The organism is Bradyrhizobium genosp. A (assembly GCF_049949275.1).
Lineage (GTDB): Bacteria > Pseudomonadota > Alphaproteobacteria > Rhizobiales > Xanthobacteraceae > Bradyrhizobium.
Window position 1 is genome coordinate 3,958,087 of record NZ_CP188196.1, and the last position, 20,100, is coordinate 3,978,186.

Sequence of the window (20,100 nt, forward strand, 5' to 3'; positions counted from 1 at the left end):
CAATCCAGAGTCCTTCCGCGGAAAGATTCTGGATTGCTTCGTCGCAAGGGCTCCTCGCAATGACGAGGAGGGAGATCTGCATCTCTCCTACAACCCAGTCGATGCCTCGATTCTGAATTGTGCGAGTGCAACGATCGGCTCGCTGTTCAGCGCGTCCATCAGTTGGACCAGAGGCACCTTGCCGAGCGGCGTCAGCTTGATCGTCAGTGTCTGCCCCGATGTCGCGACGAAGCTCGCGAGCGCGTCCACCGCCACCCTGGCATCGAGATTGGAGGCCGCGATCTTCTCGCCTTGCGCCCTTATCATCTCGACGATGGCGCTGCGGGCGGTGTCGCGACTGACATTCTGCATGCGCGAGAACTGCGCCACGACCAGATCGACGACGCCGCTATCGCGCAAGGAGAGCTCGACCGCGCCGGTTTCGATATGCCCGGCCTGGCTCATGGCCTGCACCGGGTCGAGCGAGAACACCCCGCGCGGTACGTTGGCGAGCGCGAAGCGGGCCTGCGCCCTGGCGAGATTGCCGAGATCGAGTGTGGCCGGAGTGAGCGCGAAGGCGCCCGAGGACTCCGTCCAGGCCGCACCGAGATCGAGGTCGATCGCGAGCTTGTCGACGCCCGCCATGATCAACGTCCGCTGCGCTGGACTGGCGGGATTGGTCGGCGTGACCATTTTCACGACCAGACTGGCCTTGCTCGGGATCGACCCGACCAGCTGCCCCCAGTTCAGGCTGATCGTGTCGATGGTGACGAGCTGCCGCGTGTTCTTGAAAGGAGAGACCACGCCCTTGATCTCGGCGCCTTCGAGCACGCGAAACAGGCCCAGCATCTGATCGGGCGAGAAAGGCTGCCCTGGGGTCCTGAGGTCCGCCACCCAGCGCATCAGATTCGCCACACTGAAGGATTTCAGCGCGAAGCGCTCCATCTTGAGGCGCCCCTGCGGCATCGGCATGTCGAGGCCTTCCAGCGCTATCTGGTTTTGATCGTATTTGACGGCGTTGAGCTTTCCGGTCCCTTGCGGCGTCTCGACCGTTTGGTTGCCAATTTCGGCCTTGCCGATCTGAACGCCCTCGAAGACTTCGGAAACCTTCTCGATGATGTCACGCGACTGCGCCCCCGTCGGAGTCGAACCGCCGGCCGGCATCAGCGCCATGATCTCAGCAAGACGGAATTTCGAGGGCCGGATCGCAATGTCGTCGATGGCGACATTTTCGATTTGCACACGTACGCCGGGTGACATTGTCACCATGTATGAGTTGGCCGAGATGCGTCGATAGATTCTGTGGAAACTGTCGTCGCTCGACCCTTGAGGATCGAGCGCGGCCGTCACTGCGCTTGCGTCGAAATCATAGGCGGCCATACCGGAGACCTCGCCGGTCATTTTCGCGGGCTTGCCCGGCTGCTGGGTCACGTCGACCGAATAGGTGATGCGGTTCGTCTTCGCTGTTTCGATCTTGCCGCGATCGACGTTCTGGACCGCAAGACCGGAATAGATGAAGTCCCCGCTGCCGGCATTGCCGGCGCCCGCATCGACGTTCACCATGACCGTCGGCGCCACGATCGAGGACGCCGAGACAGTTGCGTATTGCGCGAGCATGAAGCGGTACATGTCGATGATCGATCCGGACAGCGGAGCGTTCGCTGCACGGGTGGGACCATTAAAGTCGCGAGCGGTGATCTGCGGGATCTTGTAGTTCGCTTTCAGCTTCACCCGCTCGGTGTACGTGAAGGCGACCTCGACACCTCCCGCCTCGATGCTGTCGGCCGAGAAATGGGCTTCATCCGGCCGGCGCACGCCGACGGCCGTGACCTTTGCGATCTTGACGTGGGCTAGCTCCGGCTGGCTCGGCTCTACATTGATATCCTCGATCGTCAGCGTCCGGCTCGCCAGCTCGAACCCGATCTTGCCGTGGCTCGCCTTGCCGCCACCAGCGCGCATCTGCTCGAAGGCGGCCTCGACCTCGCTGGTCGCCCGGTGCTGGACATAGAGGCTGAAGCCGAACCATCCGCCCGCGGCAAGCACGGCGACTGCGATCAGGCCGATCAGGATCCGCTTCATTCCCAGCTCCAGTTGCTCGTTATGCGCTGCGCAACCTGCCATATTCGGGAAACGTCGTACGGTCCAGGGAAAGCTAGCGGTGTCAATTATTTGACCGTGCGATCTGCTAATGGGATTGCAATCGGATATTGCCACCGAGGCGTCGGCCGTGCTTCATCCCCGTTTCCACGAGCCGGAATACCGTGTGCACTGCGGCAAGTCGGTCGGGGCAATACATCTTGAGGCCGGATAACGCGAGGCAAGACACCGCATGTCGTCCTATTCTGATGATCTCCACCAGGCGGCGTTGGCCTATCACCGTCTGCCGCGCCCCGGAAAGCTCGAGATCCAGGCGACCAAGCCGCTCGCCAACCAGCGCGACCTCGCGCTTGCCTATTCTCCGGGCGTCGCCGCCGCCTGCACCGAGATCGCCAAGAACCCGGCGGAAGCTGCGACCCTGACCACCCGTGCCAATCTGGTCGCGGTGGTCTCGAACGGCACCGCGGTGCTCGGCCTCGGCAATATCGGCCCGCTGGCGTCCAAGCCGGTGATGGAGGGCAAGGCGGTCCTGTTCAAGAAATTCGCCGGGATCGACGTGTTCGACATCGAGATCGCCGCCGACACCATCGAGCGCGTAGTCGAGACCGTGGCGGCGCTCGAGCCGACCTTCGGCGGCATCAATCTCGAGGACATCCGCGGGCCGGAATGTTTCGAGATCGAGGCGCAGCTGAAGGAGCGCATGAAGATCCCGGTCTTCCATGACGATCAGCACGGCACCGCGATCATCGTCGCCGCCGCCATCACCAATGGCCTGCGCCTGAACGGCAAGAAGCTGTCCGACGTCAAGATCGTCGCGTCGGGGGCAGGGGCGGCTGCGATCGCGACCCTCAATCTGCTGGTCTCGATGGGGGCGCAGCGCAAGAACATCTGGGTCTGCGATATCGATGGCCTCGTGCACGAGGGCCGCAACACCACGATGGACCGCTGGAAGGCGGTCTACGCGCAGAAGACCGACAAGCGCACGCTTGGCGACGTCATCGGCGGCGCCGACATCTTCATCGGCCTGTCGGCTCCGGGCGTGCTCAAGCCCGAGATGGCCCAGGCGATGGGCGACAAGCCCCTGATCATGGCGCTCGCCAACCCCACGCCGGAGATCATGCCGGAGGAGGCGCGCAAGGTGCGCCCCGACGCGATGATCTGCACCGGCCGCTCCGACTACCCGAACCAGGTCAACAACGTCCTCTGCTTCCCCTTCATCTTCCGCGGCGCGCTTGATGTCGGTGCGAGCGCCATCAACGAGGAGATGAAGCACGCCGCCGTCGAGGCCATCGCGCAGCTCGCGCGCGAGGCGCCGTCGGATGCGGTGGCGCAAGGCTTTGACACCGGCGAGACGCAGGGCTTTGGCCCGGGCTCGCTGATCCCAAGCCCGTTCGATCCGCGGCTGATCCTGCGCATCGCGCCGGCCGTGGCGAAGGCCGCGATGGAATCGGGTGTCGCGACGCGGCCCATCACCAATTTTGACGAATACACCGCGCTGCTCGAGCGCTTCGCCTTCCGCTCCGGCCTCGTCATGAAGCCGATGTTCGCCAAGGCCAAGACCCAGCCGGTGCGCTTGATCTACGCCGAAGGCGAGGACGAGCGCGTGCTGCGTGCCACGCAGGTGGTGTTGGAAGAGAAGCTGGCGCGGCCGATCCTGGTCGGCCGTCCCTCGGTGGTGGAAGCCCGCATCAAGCGCTTCGGCCTCCTGATCCGCGCTGGCAAGGACTTTGATCTCGTCAATCCCGAAGACGATCCGCGTTACCGCTCCTACGTGCAGTCCTATGTCGAGGTCGCCGGCCGCCGCGGCGTGACGCCGGATGCGGCACGCACGGTGGTGCGCACCAACAACACGGTGATCGCGGCGCTTGCCGTGACGCGCGGGGAGGCGGATGCCATGCTCTGCGGCGTCGAGGGCCGCTACATGCATCATCTGCGGCATGTTCGCGAGATCATCGGCTTTGCGCCGGGGGTCAGCGACTATGCCGCGCTGGCGCTGCTGATCACCAGCAAGGGCGCCTTCTTCATCGCCGACACGCAAGTTCGCCCCAATCCGAGCGCCGAAGAGCTCGCCGAGATCGCCTCGCTCGCGGCGGTCCATGTTCAGCGCTTTGCGCTGAAGCCCAGGATCGCGTTCGTCTCGCACTCCGATTTCGGCAGCTACGACACCGACTCCTCGCGCAAGATGCGGCGGGCGACCCAGCTGCTGAGGGAGAAGCATCCGGAGATCGAGGCCGACGGCGAGATGCAGGGCGATACCGCGCTCTCCGCCGCTGCGCGCAAAATGGTGCTGCCGCACTCCAAGCTCGAGGGCGAGGCCAACATCATGATCATGCCGACGCTGGACACCGCCAACGTCGCCTATCAGATGATCAAGTCGCTCGCGGACGCGCTTCCCGTCGGCCCGATCCTGATCGGCCCGGCGCGGCCCGCCCACATCCTCACGCCATCGGTGACCGCGCGCGGCATCCTCAACATGACCGCGGTGGCCGTGGTGGAAGCGCAGGAGCGGGCCGCGCGGCAGCAGCCGACGTTGTTCACGTAAGGCGAGCGCTAACCGCGTTCACGGTGCAAACCCTTCTCCCCTTGTGGGAGAAGGTGGCGCGAAGCGCCGGATGAGGGGTTTTCTCCGCAAACTCAGCGAGAGTTGGACGCGTGGAGAGAAACCCCTCACCCGTCTCGCCGCTGCGCAGCGAGCCACCCTCTCCCACAAGGTCCCACAAGGGGAGAGGGGAAGTCGCGCCGTCAGTCTTGAATTACTTGCAGTTTTCCATTTCACCGTTTGAAAACCTCAAGCGGACTCATCATAATCCGCAGGCATCCCGTGCTTAGCGTTTTGCCAAGAGGCCGACCATGCCAGCGTTCGTGACTTTCGGGCGAATCCTGTTCGCCGTGCTGTTCATCTACACGGGCGCGACCAAGCTCTTTGCCATCCAGGCGACGGCGGATGTCATCGCCACCAAGGTCGTGGTGCCCGAGATGATCGCGCCTTATGCGAAACAGATCGAGACGGCGACGGCGATGACCACGCCGCAGCTCCTGGCGATCGCGGTCGGCGGGCTCGAGATCATCGCGGGATTGCTGATCGCGCTGAATTTCGGCTCGCGATTCTTCGCGATGCTGCTGATCATCGACGTCGCGGTCGGGACCTTCTTGTTTTACGATTTCTGGAACCAGGCGGCGCCCGACAACGCCAAGATGCTGATCGATGCGCTGAAGAATCTCTCGATCATCGGCGCACTGTTCATGCTCATGGGCTATGGCCGCGCCACGCGCTCGGCCGAGACGGCCTACGGGGACGTGTGAGGTTGGGTTTACCGGCCGCTCGGCGCGGTGCTGTTGTAGTAGGGAGGGTCAACGCGCTCCGAGAATGCGCTGCCAGAGCGTGCCGCCAAGCACCTTCCAGCCGAGATAGAAGTACAGGACGATCACGGCGAACAGCACCAGCGCGGACGCCCCATGCAGGCTGAAACCGTCCGTTGTCGTCTCGCCGGTGGCGGCGCCGATGACATAACCGCAGACGAAGAACACCGTGAGGAAGTCTGCGGCTATGCAACATCACGGTTAGTGCTGTGTTGCCTAACTCCGCCGCCACGGCGTGACCGTCACCTCATGCGCCGCATCGAGCAGATACGGCATGCCCGGCTTCAGCCCATGCGACGCCAGCACCTCGTGCGGCGTCCGCTCCGGGACGCCGGCAAAGCAGCCTTCGCCGCCGGGCAGCCGCACATGCGGGGCTTCCGACAGCCAGAACGTGTCGAAGCGGTCCATGAACATGTCGAACACGACAGGGCCGCCGATGATCGCGATCCGCCCCGTGGCGACATCGGCAAAGGTGCAGGCGTCCTCGAAGCTCGCATGATCCGGATTCCACAGCGTCGCGTTCGGCATCTCCGGATCGACGGTGAGGGCCTTGATCTTGCGGGTGGTGATCAGCCGCTTGCGCTTGGGCGAGTCCGGCTGCTGCTCATGCGAATTGCGGCCGTGCACGATCAGCGCGGCGCCATCGAGCGCCTGCTCGAAGAACAGCTTGTCACCGTCGAACTTCAGAGTGTCGGGCATGACACCGCTGGCGTCGGCGAGCATGCCGTCCGCCGAGACGATGACGTAGCCTTCGAACCGGAACGACAAGCGACGGCTACTCGGAAACGGTCGTCACCACGGAATTGACCGGACGCGAGCTCACCGTCGGCAGCTTGACGTCCTTCATCAGCTCCTGGTCGTACTCGGGGAGCGAGGCGACCGGCGCCTTGGCGCGCATCGCCACCACTTTGTAGCCGCTGGCCTTGAGACGGTTCAGAAGCTCGGGCAGGGCTTCCGCTGTGTGCTTCTGGAAGTCGTGCATCAGGATGATGCCTTTGCCCTTGCTATCGAGCTTCTTCATCACGGTCTCGATCACCTTCTCGGGCTTCGAAGCCTTGAAGTCGAAGGAGTCGATGTCGCAGGAGAAGATCGCGACGTTGCGGTTGCCGAGATAGGTGACCATCTCCGGCGGATGTTGCAGCGCCGGGAAGCGGAAGAACGCTGCAGGCGAGATGCCGCCGAGCGCCCATTTCACGGCGCTGATGCCCTTCTCGATCTCTTCCTTGCGCTGCGCTTCGGTCAGCTTCTTGCTGTTGAGGTTAGCGTGCGACCAAGTGTGAGTGCCGATGGTGTGACCGGCCGCGTAAACCTCCTTGAGGAGCTCCGGCTCGTAGGTGGCGTGCTTGCCGATCGAGAAGAAGATGCCGGTGGTGCACTGGTCGGCGAGCGCCTTCAGCACCGCCGGTGTGTTGTGCGGCCAGGGACCGTCGTCGAAGGTCAGCACGACCTCCTTGTCGCGCAGGAAGTCGAGCTCCTTGAAATGCTCGAAGCCGAAGCCGGGACCGCCTGTGGTGTCGATCTCCACGGTGCGGGCGACGCCCAGCGCGTTCGGATTGTTGCAGGCCGCGCGCGCCGGCTGCGGCGCCTGTTGCGGCGGGGGCGGGAAGGCAGCGGCTTGCGGCGGCGCGGGCGCCGCAGCCAGCGTTGCCGCGGGGGCCGCCTGCGTGGCGACTGCGGGTTTTGCGGCCGGGGTCTGCGACCATGCCGCGCCTGTCAGCGCAACAGAGATCGCGCTCGCCAAAATCAGTCCTGCTGCCACGCGCATGGTGTTGTCCTCGAGATTGATCCCGTTGTTCCGCCGCGGCTTTTCGCCTCCGGCAAAACTTGTCCTGCCCCTGATCATCCTAGCCTAGATGGTGCTCCATCGCTATTGCAACGGCTGTTTGGCGCTTCGCCACAATTGTGCCCAGGCCTGTTTGAGAAGACTGTTGGAGGAGCCTGTTTGAGCGAGGCGCCTCAGCTGTCAGCCAGGGCCCTGGCAATCGCCGTCTTGATGCGCGTGTCGGCGGGCTCGACAGCCGACGGAAAGACCTCGGCGATGTAGCCATCACGGCCGATCAGGTATTTGTGGAAGTTCCACTTCGGAACCTCCTTCGGCCGTGCCTCGGCCGCCCATTTGTAGAAGGGATGCGCCTTCGCCCCGACTACGACGGCCTTGGCGGTTATGGGGAAGGTAACGCCGTATTGGTGGTGCGCGGTCTCCGAGATCTCGCTGGTGCCGCCGGGCTCCTGGCCGCCGAAATCGTTGGAGGGCACGCCGATCACGGTGAGCCCGCGCTCGCGAAACTCGTTCCAGAGCTCCTGCAGGCCGGCATATTGCGGGGTGTAGCCGCACAGCGAGGCGGTGTTCACGACCAGCACTGGCTTACCGGTGAAGGCGGCCAAGCGAATGTCGTCGCCGGACAGAGCGGGGAACGAGAAGGCGTAAGCGGAAATCCGGCTCATGCCGCCATCGGCCCGCGCACGCGTTGCCGATGTGGCTGCTGCGAGAAGCGCCGTGGTGAGCATGGTTCTGCGGTTCAGCATGGCGGCGTCCCCCGAATGTGATCCGGGTCGGAGCTTACTCCGCCGATGCGACTGGCCCGCTCAACACCGCGTTATCTGACGCGGTACCAAGCTTAGTACAGGCGGACGATGAAGTCGGTGCCTTCGCCGGTCTCGCCCTGGTTGATGCCCTGATCGGACACGATGACCGAGCCGCCGGTGGTGAGCATCTCGTTGATCTTCGCCATGGCGTCGGCAGGGATCGTGATGCGATCCAGTGCCTCGGTCGGGCTATCCGGCGTGATCACCGGCTTTGCGGCAACGGGAATCACGGCGGCGCCGCGCTGGCGGCGCGTCAGGCGGCTGTCGTCTTCGCGTGCGGCGGAGCGCGCGTTGACGGGCAGGGACACCACGAACCAATGCAGGGCGTTCGAATCGGTCTTGTCGACCTCGGCGGTGAAGAGGTGGGTGCCGAGCGGCCGCTCGCTTGCCGCGATCGTCACGGGTACCTCGAACAGCGGCGCAAAGTTCTGCCGCACGTAAAGCTTGGAATCCTTGCGGCTGATGAATACCGCGATCTGGCCGGTCCGCTTCGGCAGGTCCGGCTTTACGGACGGCGCGGGATCGGCGACGCGGGTCTGATCGTTCTTTGCGTCCGGGGACGCGGCTGGCGCGGGCGCAATTGACGTCACGGCCGCGTCGGGCTTGTTGTCAGTCCTTGCCGCGTCAGTTTTGACTGGTTCGGACTTGGCGGCTTCGACCTTGTCAGCCGGCTTCTCGTCCGGGCTCGCCTTGGCAGCTTCGGCAGGCTTCGCCGCTGCGTCGGGCTGCTTGGCCGGCTCGGAGGCCTCGGCGGACTTGGTGTCGGTCTTGATCTCGGTCTTGGCGGCTTCCTCGCGGATCGGCGCATTGCCCGTGGTCACATCCGACATCACGGTATGGCCGACGCTGGAGCGCAGCTCGAGCATGCCTTCCGCGCTGGCGGTCTTCGTCTCAAAAGACTTGGTTTCGACGGGCTTGGCGTCCGTGACCTTGGCCTCAGGCGCGCCCTTGTCCGCCTTGTCGCCAACGCTCGTCGCTGGCTCGAGGCTTGCGGCCGGCTGCGGCGGGACGCGCAGCGAGGCGAGCATCGGATGCGAGAAGCTCTGCGGCGTCATCTGGCCGGGCGAGACGATCACGCGCGCGCCCATCTTGGTCCAGTTCCACATCTTCACGGCGAACGCCATCGGCATGCGGATGCAGCCGTGCGAGGCCGGATAGCCCGGCAGCACGCCCGCATGCATGGCGACACCGGACCAGGTAATCCGCTGCATGTACGGCATCGGCGCGCCGCTATAGATGTTGGAGTGGTGGAATTTGTGCTTCTGAATGACGCTGAACACGCCCATCGGCGTCGAGTGGCCCTTCATGCCGGTCGACACCGGCGATTCCGCGAACACACCGTTGGAGTCGTAAATCGTCACCTTCTGGCGGTCGATCGAGACGACGATGACGAGCGGACCCTGCGGCTTCGCGCCGCTCTCCTTCTCGACGAGCGCCTCTTTCTTGCTCTTGGCAGCCGAACCGCGCTTCTGCGGCTTCTGCTGCGGCACGTCGGGATGCCGCACCGGCCGTGAATAGTAGGACCCGTCCGAATAATCCGGCGTGTAATAGAACGCTGCTTCTGCCTGGCTGGTCGTACCGATCGCACTGGCGGCCGTCAAAATGGCGAACTGCCACAGCCGTGTCGGCGCGGCAGCAAAACGGGACCCCTTCAGGCTAGTCATTCCTCGAATCCATAATCCAAATCAGACATTAGTGTCGCAGAGGGGATACGCGTTCACCAGCACGGCAGTTCTGCCATCAGCTACTTTTGTCCAAGACGTAGCAAAAAAGCCTCACGGAGCGGTAAACGGCGGCCGCGCCCGGCTGCCATCGTCTTCCTGAACGACCACCTCATGCCTACATTGCCGGGACTTGTTACCGGAGAACTTCATGTCATCTCGTTTCCCTGGTCTTTCCCGCATCCGCTTGAAAGGCCTCGCTTTATTCCTTCTTGCTCTGATCATCCCGACGGCGTTCGCGCAGGCCGCCGACGAGCCGGATCTGATCTTCCGCCGCTCCACCGTGTTCAAATGGATGAGCCCGAATGACAAGCTCGCGACCTACGGCCTCGACGACCCCGAGGTCGAGGGTGTGGCCTGCCATTTCACGGTGCCGGAAAAGGGCGGCTTCAAGGGCTGGCTCGGTCTTGCCGAGGAGGTTTCTGACGTCTCGCTCGCCTGCCGCCAGATCGGTCCGATCAAATTCAGGGACAAGATGGAGCAGGGCGACGACATGTTTCGCAAGCGCCGTTCGCTCTTCTTCAAGAAGATGCAGATCGTGCGCGGCTGCGACGCCAAGCGCAATGTGCTGGTCTATATGGTTTATTCGGACAAGCTGATCGAGGGATCGCCGAAGAATTCGACCTCGACGGTGCCAATCATGCCGTGGGGACCAGCCGATGCGAACGTCCAGAAGTGCGGCGACTTCTTCACTCAGTGACGCGCTCGCGTTCACTCAGTGACGCACTCGCGTTCACTCAGTGATGGGATCGCGGCTGACACGCGGTTTCGCGAGGTGCGAGCCGCTCAGCCGGACGAACGCCTGCGGCGCGGCCTCGTAGCCGCGGCCTGATTGCAGGGCCATCGCCCCCGGCGAAGCGGTGCGTTGACCGGCACCGTCGGTCCGTTCGGCCGCGTCGCGCGCCGTTGCGCGATCTTGCGCCATCATGGTGGCCATTCCTCACATGTGCCCGGTTGACGGGCCTTTCGGTTTTCGACGACTTCGGTCTCGCCCGGCGAACTCCGGGTTCATCGGCGGGACCGGCCTTCGTTTTGCGGTTCTCTTCAGCAGAAAACCGTAAAATGCATGTGAAGCGCTGACGTCGTGGATGTGACCGTGTCACCTCAACCTGCGCGGATGGTTGCTCCCAAGCGGGTTTAAACCGTCACGCGCCCCATTTGAAATGATTGATGTTTTCCGGGAATTGTTTCGTCACGCCGCAGGCGACGAAACAATTCTCAAGGGAATGAAACCATTTTGGGCTTTGGGCGCATCACGGAAGAAACTGCGGATGGTTATCAGCGTCACAACGACGACGGCACACCGCCGGCCACGCAATTCTGGAACATATCCATGCGCGCGCTCAGCTTCATCCTCGCTTTCGGCTTCGTGCTCGCCGGTTCCTCATTCGCCGGCGCGCCGGACGGCAATCTGCCGGGTATCGGCACCTTCCAGTACAGCGGCTCGCCGGTGACGACCACGGCGCCGCAGCCAATCGTTCTTGCGGCGCGTTTCTGATCACCAACAAGAAAATCAGCCGGCAAAGGCCATCATGTACCTTCGTCTCTGCGCCGCAGCCTCCCTCTCCCTTCTGACGATCAGTTCCGTCCAGGCGCAGGTGCGCGCACCGAGCCGATTGCCGGATCCGCGCACTGAGTTCGTGAGGCAATGTGCCCCGCGCATGCTCGGGCGCTGGGAGCATCCGGAGGAGGTCTGCGGCTGCCTGCATGATCATGCCGCAGCCGTGGTCGAGGATCGCGACCTGCGCGAAGCGCTGCTGCGCGGCATCAGCGAGACCGGTGTTCCCACGATCGAGACCGATTGGGTGCCGGCGGCAAAGCAGGGTGAGATCGGCGCGACCTTCACCAAGATCGCCAAGCCGACTTTACAGTGCATGTTCGACCCGGCGAAGTCGTAGCCTCTATCGATTGAGCATGATCTCGTCGGAAAACCGCTTCACACTTTTCCGGATCATGCTCGTTACTTAGATTTCGGACCGTACCGCGCCACGCAGGAGCTGGTTCGCACCACGCCCTGGTCGCTCATCTTCGAACCGCGCACTTCCTTGACCTGTCCGGCCGGGCAGGTTCCGTCATCCACCATGACGCGCTGACCCAGCTTGAGATCGACGATGTCCTGCTCCCGGCCGACCGTGGCTGCATACGCCGTCGTCGTGAGTGCGGCGGAGATCAGGAACGAAAGACAGGCTGCGTAGCGGAGTGACATGATGAGAGGTTCCAGCATCGATGCCGCAATCTAGGGAGCGGCACATGATTCTCATAGTGAACCTTTGTCACGCCTGCCGGGCCGACTTGCCCTTGCCGCGCAAGGCGGCGCGCGCTTCCCGCGCCAGCCGTTCGGCGGCGGCGACGAGGCGCGGAACCGCGTGCCCCGAAAATCCCAGCACGAATCCGGGCAGCGGACGCGCACGCGCATAGGTGTCGGCGAGCAGCCAGCCTTCCGCGCCCGCGGCCTGTTTCGCTTCGGCCGCGACCGCCGGGGCTACGGCCGGATCGAACTGGGCCACGAGATGCAAGCCCTGCGACGGCACCGGGACCGACAGCGCGCCATCCGACGCCGCTTCGAGCGTTTCGGCCAGCGCATCGCGGGCCTCGCGATAGAGTTTTCGGACGCGCTTCAAATTTGCGGCGAACGCGCCGGAATTGAGCATGTCGGCGACCGCGCCTTCCATCAGCGTTCCGGGAAAACGGTCGAGCGCGGCGCGCGCAGCCGTGACGTCGCCGATCAGGCGTTCGGGAAGGGCGCAATAGCCGATGCGCAGGCCCGGAAACAGCGTCTTGGCGAACGTGCCCATGTAGATCACGCGCTGGAGGCGATCGATGCCGGCGAGCGACATCAATGGCGCGCCGTCATAGCGGAACTCGCTGTCGTAATCGTCCTCGAACACGAAGGCTCCGGCCTGCTTGGCCCAGTCGAGCAGCTCGAGCCGCCGCGGCATCGACATCTGCACGCCCAGCGGAAACTGATGCGACGGTGTCACATAGGCCGCGCGGGCGGCCGATGCGGCGGTGCGGCCCCTCGCTACCTGCAGGCCGTGGGCGTCGACGGGAATGGGCACGGTGCGATAGCCGCATTGCGCGATGGTTCTTCGCGCGATGGGATAGCCGGGGTCTTCGCACCAAACCTGATCGTCGGCCTCCAGGATCGTGCCGAGAACGATGCGCAGCGTGTGGAGCGTGCCTGACGTGAGCATGATCTGGTCGGGATCGCAGCGCAGACCCCGCGCCGAGAGCAGATGATCGGCGATTGCAACGCGCAACTCGCGGCTGCCGCGCGGATCGCCGTAGTGCAGGTGCTCGGCACCGAAGGCGCGCATGCGACGGCCGACGAACGCGCGAAAGCGCTGCACCGCGCGCTCGTCGAAATGGGTGCAGCCGAGCGAGAGGGCGCCCTGCTTGGGCGCTTCGACAATCACCTTCGGCTTCTTCGGTGCGGCGGCGCGCGCCGGGATCCGCGCAGCGACGAAGGTGCCGGAGCCGACGGTCGCTTCCGCAAACCCGTCGGCGATCAGGCGCTCGTAGGCCGTGACCACCGCGTTGCGCCGAAAGCCGGTCTGCTTCGCCAGTGTGCGCGACGGCGGCAGCGGCTCGCCGGGTTTGACCAGGCCAGAGACGATTATCTCGCACAGCGCCTGGTACAGCCGGTGCGCCGAGGGGGCGCCGGCGGTGATGTGCGGGCCGCTGAGATCGAGCGGCAACTCGGCTTTGGCCGGGGCGAGAGAATTGGTCGGAATTTTTTGCATGGAATTGGCACTATCGCAGACCAAATGCGCCGCTACAACAGCCCTGGAATTCTCCAATTCTGATGAGGGGCGGCCGTGAGCCAGACCGAGAGCCAAGATTCCTATCCGACGTCAGCGCGCAACCAGGTGAAGCGCCGGCACGATCGCGGCTTCTACGATCACGAGACGGTTCATCGCATCCTGGACTCTTCGATGCTGTGCCACGTCTCCTATGTCATCGACGCCCAGCCCTATTGCACGCCGACCTTCTTCTGGCGCGAGGGGACCAAGCTCTATTGGCACGGCTCGAGCGCGAGCCGCATGCTGCGCAACCAGACCAGGGGCGAGCGGGTGTGCCTGACGGTCGCCCATCTCGACAGCCTCGTGCTGGCGCGCTGCGGCTTCAATCACTCCGCCGATTACCGCGCGGTGATGGCGTTCGGCACCGCCTATCTCGTGACCGACGCGCAAGAGAAAGAGCGCGCCGTGGTCGCGATGGTCGACCGCTTCTTCCCGGATCGCACCGCGAGCCTGCGGGCCAGCAACACCCAGGAGATCAAGGCGACCTCCTTCATCGCGATGGAGATCGAGGAAGCTTCCGCAAAGGTCCGCGCCAAGGGTGTCGCCGACGACGATGAGGACTACGAGTTGCCGATCTACGCCGAGCGCATTCCGGTCCGCACCGTTCTCGGCGCGCCGGAGCCATGCCCGCGGTTGCTCGGTGGCGTGAGCCGGCCGGCGACGCTGAATGGCTATTCCGAAGGCCGACTGCTCGAAGATGCATTGCGGGATGCTTATTTTGTGGAGTACCCGAACGGCTGAAATCGGCTAGCTTGCGCGCACCCTTGACCAACTGGATGCCCGGAGTTGCCTGATGAATGCCGAAACGCAGCAGAGGATTCTTGACGCCGTCGACGCCGGCTTCGAAGCCCAGCTTGCGACCACCCGCGATTTCGTTGCAATCCCTTCGACCCGCGGCGCGGAGGGGCCGTGCCAGGACATGATCGGCGACCTCTTGCGCGCGCGCGGTTACGAGGTCGACGACTGGCACATCAATGTCGATGATCTCAAGGATCTGCGCGGCTTCGGGCCGATCGAGCATGATTTCTCCAAGGCGCGCTCGGTGGTCGGCACCTATCGTCCGAACACCGAGGCCGGCAAATCGCTGATCCTCCAGGGCCACTGCGACGTGGTGCCGGCGGGGCCGCTGGAATTGTGGGACACGCCGCCGTTCTCTCCTGTGATCAAGGACGGCAAGATGTTCGGCCGCGGTGCCTGCGACATGAAGTCGGGCACCATCGGCGCGCTCTACGCGCTGGACGCGATCAAGGCGGCCGGCCTCAAGCCGACCGCGCGGATCCACTTTCAGTCGGTGATCGAGGAGGAGAGCACCGGCGTCGGCGCACTCTCGACGCTTCAGCGCGGCTACCGGGCCGATGCCTGCTTCATTCCCGAGCCCACCGCAGGCAAGATGGTGCGTTCTCAGGTCGGCGTGATCTGGTTTCGGCTGCGGGTGAAGGGCCATCCGACCCATGTCGCCTTTGCCGGTTCCGGCTCCAATGCGATCATGGCGGCGTATCACCTCGTCCACGCGCTACAGAAGCTCGAGATCGAGTGGAACGAGCGCGCCAAGGCCGACCGTCACTTCAAGACGCTCAACCATCCCATCAACTTCAACCCCGGCATCATCAAGGGCGGCGATTGGGCCTCCAGCGTGCCAGCCTGGTGCGACGTTGATTGCCGTATCGCGATCCTGCCGGGCTGGTCGGTCGCCGATCACCAGAAGGAGATCATGGCCTGCGTGGCCGCCGCTTCGCGCGACCACCGTTTCCTCGCCAACAACCCGCCGGAGATTGAATGGTCGGGCTTCCTGTCGGAAGGTTATGAGCTGACCGATTCCGCCGCGCCGGAAGCCGCCTTCGGCAAGGCCTTCAACAAGGTCTATGGCGGCGCGGCCGAGGATCTTGTCTTCACCGCGCTCACCGATACCCGCTTCTACGGACTCAATTACGGCATCCCCAGCCTGTGCTTCGGCGCCAGCGGCGGGGAGATGCACGGCTTCAACGAATACGTCGATCTGGAATCGCTGAAAAAGACGACCAAGGCGATGGCGTTGTTCGTCGCGGAATGGTGCGGGGTGGAGAAGGCGTAGCGGCTGCGGCGTTGGCGGTGTCGTAGGGTGGGCAAAGGCGCATTGCGCCGTGCCCACCATCTTTCCTCAATCCCCAATGGAACGGTGGGCACGCTTCCGCCTTCGCTCTGCGAGCTACGGCGGACAAGTCGCTTTGCCCACCCTACGGCATCTCGGCTTTGAAGCCCGCTGCCCGAAACAACGGCTTCCCAAATCCTTTAAGCTTAAAAGAAAGACTAGGATGCCGCCCCGACCGGTGGCAGACTGGCGCTGTTTCGCTGGACGAGTCCGCGGGAGTGACGATGCGCGATTGGGATGATGCTTACGCCAATTCGGCCCATATCCCGGGCTCGGACAAGATGCCGGCGCAATGGGCGGAGCGGGCGGCGGCTTACCGCGTCGGGCTGAAGGGTTTTCGTCCCGACATCGCCTACGGCCCCGGTGAGCGTCAGCGTTTCGACCTGATCCTGCCCGACGGCGACAGCAAGGGCCTCGTCGTGTTCGTGCACGGCGGCTACTGGATGCGCTTCGACAAGTCGACCTGGACCGATCTCGCTGAAGGTGCGCGGCACCATGGCTGGACAGTGGCGCTGCCAAGCTACACGCTGACGCCGGCCGCGCGCATCTCCGACATCACCGCGGAGATGACCGCCGCGATCGCCACAGCGGCATCGCTCGTCGCGGGGCCGATCCGGCTCGCCGGCCATTCTGCCGGCGGCCATCTCGTCACGCGCATGCTCTGCGACGACAGCCGGCTCGAGGCCGCCGTCTTCAACCGCATCGCCGGCACCCTTTCAATCAGCGGCCTGCACGATCTGCGGCCGCTGTTCAAGACCAGGATGAACGAGACGCTGCGCATGACGATGGAGGAAGCCACACGCGAAAGCGCGGCGCTGCATCTGCCGCGCGGGCATTCGCCTGTGACCGCCTGGGTCGGCGGCAGTGAGCGGCCGGAATTCATCCGCCAGTCCGACCTGTTCGCCAATATCTGGACCGGTTTTGACGTACCGACGCGTCTCGTCATCGATCCCGGGCTGAACCATTTCACGGTAATCGACGCGCTCAAGGATCCGTCGTCGCCGATCACCGCGCGGCTGATCGGCCTCGACTGACGAGGGCAGGGATGATCGATCGAGAGGGCCTGTCATGACGTCCAGCGATTACGATCCCACAAGCGAAGGCGCCGAGACCGATTTCGCCCGGCGCATGTCCTATGGCGACTATCTGGCGCTCGATGCGATCCTCGGCGCGCAGCATCCGCTGTCGGACGCGCATGACGAGATGCTGTTCATCATCCAGCATCAGACCACCGAGCTGTGGATGCGGCTCGCCATCCACGAGCTCAGCGCCGCGCGCCGCGCTATCGCCAGGGATGAGGTGGCTCCGGCCATGAAGATGCTGGCGCGGATGTCGCGCATCTTCGAGCAGCTCAACGGCGCCTGGGATGTGCTGCGCACGATGACGCCGAGCGAATATACGCGCTTCCGCTCCCAGCTCGGCCAGTCCTCGGGCTTCCAGTCGCGCCAGTACCGGCTGATCGAATATCTGCTCGGCAACCGCAACCACGCCATGCTGAAGCCGCATGCGCACGATGTGGGGACGACGAAGCTGCTCGAAGCCGAGCTCGCAACGCCAAGCCTCTACGACGAGGTGCTGCGGCTCGCCGACCGTCACGGCCTCAAGATGCCCGCGGCCGTGCTGGCGCGCGACGTCCGCGAGACCCATAGTTTTAGCGAGGGCGTGCTTCACGCCTGGCGCGAGGTCTACCAGGCGCCGGAGACGCACTGGATGCTCTACGAGCTCGCCGAAAAGCTGGTCGATTTCGAGGACTATTTCCGGCGCTGGCGCTTCAACCATGTCACGACGGTCGAGCGCGTCATCGGCTTCAAGCGCGGCACCGGCGGCACCGGCGGCGTCAGCTACCTCAAGCGCATGCTGGAGATCGAGCTGTTTCCCGAACTCTGGCGCGTCCGCACGATTTTGTAGAGATGACCAAAGATGTCTACTCTTAAGGCCAGGCTTCGCGTCTACGAAGACACCAAAGCGCTGTTTCATCTCCCTGACGGCGTAATCTATCTCGACGGCAATTCGCTCGGTGCATTGCCGCTTGGTGTCGCCGAGCGCGTCAACCGCGTCATCACGGCGGAGTGGGGCAACGAGCTGATCCGCGCCTGGAACACGGCCGGCTGGTACGCCCAGCCGCGCCACGTCGGCGACCGCATCGCGCGGCTGATCGGCGCGGAAGCCGGCTCAGTGATGGTCGGCGACACGCTGTCGCTGAAGGTCTATCAGGCGCTCGCCGCTGCGCTCGACATGGATGCTTCGCGCAAGGTCGTCTTGTCGGACACCGGCAATTTCCCGACTGATCTCTACATGGCCGAGGGTCTGATCGGGACGCTCGGGCGCGGCCATCAATTGCGCCTGGTGGCGCCGGAGGAGATCGAGGCCGCGCTGTCGGAGGAGATCGCGGTGCTCTACATCACCGAGGTCGACTACCGCACCGGCCGCCGTCACGATATGGCGAAGCTGACCGCAATGGCGCATGCGCGCGGCATCGTCACGGTCTGGGATCTCGCGCATTCAGCCGGCGCGCTGCCGGTCGATCTCGCCGGCTGCGGCGTCGATTTCGCGGCCGGCTGCACCTACAAATATATCAATGCCGGTCCGGGCGCGCCGGCGTTCCTCTACGTCGCACCGCGTCATTCCGACGACGCACGCGCCGCGCTGTCCGGATGGATGGGCCACGCAAAACCCTTCGCGTTCGAGCTTGGCTATGCGGCCGCCGGCGGCGTCGAGCGCATGCGCGTGGGCACGCCGCCGGTGCTGGCGATGGCGGCGCTGGAGGCTTCGCTCGATATCTGGGATCGGGTTGATATCGCGGAGGTCCGCGCCCGCTCGCTGGCGCTCGGCGATCTCCTGATTGCGGAAGTCGAACGGCGCTGTCCATCTCTGACGCTCGTGACCCCGTGCGCACATGAGCGCCGTGGCTCGCAGGTTTCGTTCGCCTTCGAGGGCGGCTACGCTGCCATGCAGGCCGTGATCGCCCGCGGCCTCATCGGCGATTTCCGTGCGCCTGACATCATGCGGTTTGGCATCACGCCGCTTTATATCGGCGAACGCGAGATCATGCGGGCAGCCGAGATCATCGAGGACGTGATCGCAGGTGAGGTGTGGCGGCGGCCGGAGTATCAGGTCGTGAATGCGGTGACCTGAAGAAAGGTGTCTCGGCCGTCACTGCGAGGAGCTCCGCGGCCATGACCTCGAACGTCATTGCTTTGCTGAGCGGGGCCATTCACGCTGAAAGCACAAGGAATTGGGAGGAGATCTGATGACACCGCTCGAGAAACTTAAAGCGATGAAGATGCCGTTCGCCGAGCTCAAAGGCGTCGAATTCGTCGAGGCCGGTAAGGATCGCGTGGTAGCGCGGATGGCGGTGCGGCCAGATCTCTGCACGCTGCATCACACCATCCATGGCGGTGCGGTGATGGCGTTGGCCGATTCCGTTGGTGCGGCGGCGACCGTGATCAACCTGCCGGAGGACGCCAAGGGCACGACGACGCTGGAGAGCAAGACCAACTTCATCGGCGGTGCCAAGGAGGGAACCACTGTCATCGCCACCGCCACCCCGGTCCATCGGGGTCGCCGAACCCAGGTCTGGACCACCCGGCTGGAGACCGAGGATGGCAAGCTGGTCGCCGTCGTGACCCAGACGCAGCTGGTCCTGTAAGACTACGGGACCTTGATTTTGTTAACGAATTAATCGTTCCCCTTGCCTCAAACTTGAGCAGGTTCTCGTCTTGAAAAATTTGTTGCGATGCACAATATTGGGGGCCTAGGGATTCGAACGCCTCCTCGAGGGACACCAAGAGGAGTTTTGACGTGGTACTTGAAGACAAAGCCAGCACCGCCCCGGGCTATGTGCGGACCCTGATCCAGCAGGAGGAATTGCCGCTGTTGCGCGATCACCTGCTGAGGCTCGATGCCGCAAGCCGGCACGACCGCTTCAACGGTTTTCTCGACGACAGCTTCATCGAGCGTTACGCCGCCCGCTGCGCCGACGACGGCACCGTGATCGTCGCCTATATCGTCGATGGCGTGGTCCGTGGTGCGGCCGAGCTGCATCCGCCGGAGGGCGATTCGTTGCCCGAGGTCGCCTTCAGCGTGGAAGCCTCCGCCCGCCGCCAGAACGTCGGCACTGTGCTGTTCAGCCGCCTGATCGCGGAAGCGCGCTGGAAGGGCTACAAGAGCCTGCGCATCACCACGGGCGCGGAGAATCACGCCATGCGGGCGCTCGCCAAGAAGTTTGGCGCGTATCTGCAATTCCGCCATGGTGAATCCACCGGCACGATCGATCTTGCCAAGACGCCCGAGGCCGAACTCGCTGATCTCGCAGCAGCGCCGTTCAAGGCCGGCCGTGCGCTTCTCAATTTCAACTCGACCTACTGGAAGCTGATCTCCAGCATGTACGGCAATCGCGCGGCCTGAAATCCAAAGACTTGAAATT

Annotated in this window: 21 protein-coding genes; 12 read left to right on the forward strand and 9 right to left on the reverse strand. The window is 64.1% G+C overall.

Annotated elements, in window-relative coordinates:
* Positions 1-87: 87 nt before the first annotated feature.
* A complete protein-coding gene (locus ACP2YP_RS18235) occupies positions 88-2,058 on the reverse strand; it encodes a hypothetical protein (protein WP_426425785.1) in 1,971 nt (656 codons plus the stop codon).
* Between the two features lie 250 nt (positions 2,059-2,308).
* On the opposite strand from ACP2YP_RS18235, the gene ACP2YP_RS18240 reads away from it, so the two are divergent.
* Together ACP2YP_RS18240 and ACP2YP_RS18245 are read left to right on the forward strand one after the other, a co-directional pair.
* Positions 2,309-4,618, forward strand: a complete 2,310-nt coding sequence (locus ACP2YP_RS18240) for an NADP-dependent malic enzyme (RefSeq protein ID WP_426425786.1) — start codon at positions 2,309-2,311, stop codon at positions 4,616-4,618.
* 308 nt (positions 4,619-4,926) lie between these two features.
* Positions 4,927-5,379, forward strand: coding sequence for a DoxX family protein (locus ACP2YP_RS18245; RefSeq protein ID WP_426425787.1), 453 nt, complete (start codon positions 4,927-4,929; stop codon positions 5,377-5,379).
* Positions 5,380-5,427: 48 nt separating this feature from the next.
* Here ACP2YP_RS18245 and ACP2YP_RS18250 read toward each other — a convergent pair whose 3' ends face one another.
* The 5 genes from ACP2YP_RS18250 to ACP2YP_RS18270 all read right to left on the reverse strand — a co-directional run bounded on the left by ACP2YP_RS18250 (position 5,428) and on the right by ACP2YP_RS18270 (position 9,686).
* Positions 5,428-5,604 carry a hypothetical protein gene (locus ACP2YP_RS18250; protein ID WP_426425788.1) on the reverse strand — a complete coding sequence of 59 codons (177 nt, stop codon included), beginning with the start codon at positions 5,602-5,604 and terminating at the stop codon, positions 5,428-5,430.
* A 48-nt stretch (positions 5,605-5,652) separates the two neighbouring features.
* On the reverse strand, positions 5,653-6,204 hold the full coding sequence (locus tag ACP2YP_RS18255; protein ID WP_426425789.1) for a dihydrofolate reductase: 552 nt from the start codon (positions 6,202-6,204) through the stop codon (positions 5,653-5,655).
* 7 nt (positions 6,205-6,211) lie between these two features.
* The gene (locus ACP2YP_RS18260; RefSeq protein ID WP_426425790.1) at positions 6,212-7,201 is read right to left on the reverse strand and encodes a polysaccharide deacetylase family protein; all 990 of its coding nucleotides are present in this window, start codon (positions 7,199-7,201) and stop codon (positions 6,212-6,214) included.
* Between the two features lie 191 nt (positions 7,202-7,392).
* Entirely contained in the window at positions 7,393-7,962 is a 570-nt protein-coding gene (locus ACP2YP_RS18265) for a glutathione peroxidase (protein ID WP_426425791.1), read from the reverse strand.
* A 92-nt stretch (positions 7,963-8,054) separates the two neighbouring features.
* Positions 8,055-9,686 carry a L,D-transpeptidase family protein gene (locus tag ACP2YP_RS18270; RefSeq protein WP_426425792.1) on the reverse strand — a complete coding sequence of 544 codons (1,632 nt, stop codon included), beginning with the start codon at positions 9,684-9,686 and terminating at the stop codon, positions 8,055-8,057.
* A 208-nt stretch (positions 9,687-9,894) separates the two neighbouring features.
* Here ACP2YP_RS18270 and ACP2YP_RS18275 point away from each other — a divergent pair, with 208 nt between their 5' ends.
* Positions 9,895-10,443: a CreA family protein gene (locus ACP2YP_RS18275; protein WP_426425794.1), complete on the forward strand. Its 549-nt coding sequence runs from the start codon at positions 9,895-9,897 to the stop codon at positions 10,441-10,443.
* Between the two features lie 33 nt (positions 10,444-10,476).
* Here ACP2YP_RS18275 and ACP2YP_RS18280 read toward each other — a convergent pair whose 3' ends face one another.
* A complete protein-coding gene (locus ACP2YP_RS18280; protein WP_426425795.1) occupies positions 10,477-10,671 on the reverse strand; it encodes a hypothetical protein in 195 nt (64 codons plus the stop codon).
* Between the two features lie 405 nt (positions 10,672-11,076).
* Here ACP2YP_RS18280 and ACP2YP_RS18285 point away from each other — a divergent pair, with 405 nt between their 5' ends.
* Together ACP2YP_RS18285 and ACP2YP_RS18290 are read left to right on the forward strand one after the other, a co-directional pair.
* Positions 11,077-11,241 (forward strand): hypothetical protein, encoded by a 165-nt coding sequence (locus ACP2YP_RS18285; protein ID WP_426425796.1) that lies wholly within the window; start codon positions 11,077-11,079, stop codon positions 11,239-11,241.
* A 34-nt stretch (positions 11,242-11,275) separates the two neighbouring features.
* Positions 11,276-11,641 carry a hypothetical protein gene (locus ACP2YP_RS18290; RefSeq protein ID WP_426425797.1) on the forward strand — a complete coding sequence of 122 codons (366 nt, stop codon included), beginning with the start codon at positions 11,276-11,278 and terminating at the stop codon, positions 11,639-11,641.
* Positions 11,642-11,703: 62 nt separating this feature from the next.
* Here the strand turns inward: ACP2YP_RS18290 and ACP2YP_RS18295 are convergent, their stop codons facing one another.
* Both ACP2YP_RS18295 and ACP2YP_RS18300 read right to left on the reverse strand, forming a co-directional pair.
* Positions 11,704-11,949: a DUF6719 family protein gene (locus ACP2YP_RS18295; RefSeq protein WP_426425798.1), complete on the reverse strand. Its 246-nt coding sequence runs from the start codon at positions 11,947-11,949 to the stop codon at positions 11,704-11,706.
* 67 nt (positions 11,950-12,016) lie between these two features.
* The gene (locus ACP2YP_RS18300; RefSeq protein WP_426425799.1) at positions 12,017-13,486 is read right to left on the reverse strand and encodes a PLP-dependent aminotransferase family protein; all 1,470 of its coding nucleotides are present in this window, start codon (positions 13,484-13,486) and stop codon (positions 12,017-12,019) included.
* A gap of 75 nt (positions 13,487-13,561) precedes the next feature.
* Between ACP2YP_RS18300 and ACP2YP_RS18305 the strand changes: the two genes are divergently transcribed.
* From ACP2YP_RS18305 to ACP2YP_RS18335, 7 genes are all read left to right on the forward strand, one after another.
* Entirely contained in the window at positions 13,562-14,287 is a 726-nt protein-coding gene (locus ACP2YP_RS18305; protein WP_426425801.1) for a pyridoxamine 5'-phosphate oxidase family protein, read from the forward strand.
* A gap of 52 nt (positions 14,288-14,339) precedes the next feature.
* Positions 14,340-15,617, forward strand: coding sequence for an ArgE/DapE family deacylase (locus tag ACP2YP_RS18310; protein ID WP_426425802.1), 1,278 nt, complete (start codon positions 14,340-14,342; stop codon positions 15,615-15,617).
* Between the two features lie 281 nt (positions 15,618-15,898).
* Positions 15,899-16,708, forward strand: coding sequence for an alpha/beta hydrolase (locus ACP2YP_RS18315; protein WP_426425803.1), 810 nt, complete (start codon positions 15,899-15,901; stop codon positions 16,706-16,708).
* 34 nt (positions 16,709-16,742) lie between these two features.
* Positions 16,743-17,582, forward strand: coding sequence for a tryptophan 2,3-dioxygenase (gene kynA, locus ACP2YP_RS18320; RefSeq protein WP_426425804.1), 840 nt, complete (start codon positions 16,743-16,745; stop codon positions 17,580-17,582).
* Between the two features lie 12 nt (positions 17,583-17,594).
* Entirely contained in the window at positions 17,595-18,809 is a 1,215-nt protein-coding gene (gene kynU / locus ACP2YP_RS18325; protein ID WP_426425805.1) for a kynureninase, read from the forward strand.
* A gap of 115 nt (positions 18,810-18,924) precedes the next feature.
* The gene (locus tag ACP2YP_RS18330) at positions 18,925-19,323 is read left to right on the forward strand and encodes a PaaI family thioesterase (RefSeq protein WP_426425806.1); all 399 of its coding nucleotides are present in this window, start codon (positions 18,925-18,927) and stop codon (positions 19,321-19,323) included.
* 152 nt (positions 19,324-19,475) lie between these two features.
* Complete coding sequence (locus ACP2YP_RS18335) at positions 19,476-20,081, forward strand: N-acetyltransferase family protein (protein ID WP_426425807.1); 606 nt, start codon at positions 19,476-19,478, stop codon at positions 20,079-20,081.
* The last annotated feature ends 19 nt before the right edge of the window (positions 20,082-20,100 follow it).

What these genes read in the sequence shown, in the direction of transcription:
- kynA (WP_426425804.1), top strand. Translation starts at nt 16,743, where the DNA reads ATGACGTCCAGCGATTACGATCCCACAAGCGAAGGCGCCGAGACCGAT.
- ACP2YP_RS18265 (WP_426425791.1), bottom strand. Translation starts at nt 7,962, where the DNA reads ATGCTGAACCGCAGAACCATGCTCACCACGGCGCTTCTCGCAGCAGCC.
- ACP2YP_RS18235 (WP_426425785.1), bottom strand. Translation starts at nt 2,058, where the DNA reads ATGAAGCGGATCCTGATCGGCCTGATCGCAGTCGCCGTGCTTGCCGCG.
- ACP2YP_RS18285 (WP_426425796.1), top strand. Translation starts at nt 11,077, where the DNA reads ATGCGCGCGCTCAGCTTCATCCTCGCTTTCGGCTTCGTGCTCGCCGGT.
- ACP2YP_RS18245 (WP_426425787.1), top strand. Translation starts at nt 4,927, where the DNA reads ATGCCAGCGTTCGTGACTTTCGGGCGAATCCTGTTCGCCGTGCTGTTC.
- ACP2YP_RS18310 (WP_426425802.1), top strand. Translation starts at nt 14,340, where the DNA reads ATGAATGCCGAAACGCAGCAGAGGATTCTTGACGCCGTCGACGCCGGC.
- ACP2YP_RS18240 (WP_426425786.1), top strand. Translation starts at nt 2,309, where the DNA reads ATGTCGTCCTATTCTGATGATCTCCACCAGGCGGCGTTGGCCTATCAC.
- kynU (WP_426425805.1), top strand. Translation starts at nt 17,595, where the DNA reads ATGTCTACTCTTAAGGCCAGGCTTCGCGTCTACGAAGACACCAAAGCG.
- ACP2YP_RS18315 (WP_426425803.1), top strand. Translation starts at nt 15,899, where the DNA reads ATGCGCGATTGGGATGATGCTTACGCCAATTCGGCCCATATCCCGGGC.
- ACP2YP_RS18260 (WP_426425790.1), bottom strand. Translation starts at nt 7,201, where the DNA reads ATGCGCGTGGCAGCAGGACTGATTTTGGCGAGCGCGATCTCTGTTGCG.
- ACP2YP_RS18300 (WP_426425799.1), bottom strand. Translation starts at nt 13,486, where the DNA reads ATGCAAAAAATTCCGACCAATTCTCTCGCCCCGGCCAAAGCCGAGTTG.
- ACP2YP_RS18275 (WP_426425794.1), top strand. Translation starts at nt 9,895, where the DNA reads ATGTCATCTCGTTTCCCTGGTCTTTCCCGCATCCGCTTGAAAGGCCTC.
- ACP2YP_RS18330 (WP_426425806.1), top strand. Translation starts at nt 18,925, where the DNA reads ATGACACCGCTCGAGAAACTTAAAGCGATGAAGATGCCGTTCGCCGAG.
- ACP2YP_RS18270 (WP_426425792.1), bottom strand. Translation starts at nt 9,686, where the DNA reads ATGACTAGCCTGAAGGGGTCCCGTTTTGCTGCCGCGCCGACACGGCTG.
- ACP2YP_RS18295 (WP_426425798.1), bottom strand. Translation starts at nt 11,949, where the DNA reads ATGTCACTCCGCTACGCAGCCTGTCTTTCGTTCCTGATCTCCGCCGCA.
- ACP2YP_RS18280 (WP_426425795.1), bottom strand. Translation starts at nt 10,671, where the DNA reads ATGATGGCGCAAGATCGCGCAACGGCGCGCGACGCGGCCGAACGGACC.
- ACP2YP_RS18290 (WP_426425797.1), top strand. Translation starts at nt 11,276, where the DNA reads ATGTACCTTCGTCTCTGCGCCGCAGCCTCCCTCTCCCTTCTGACGATC.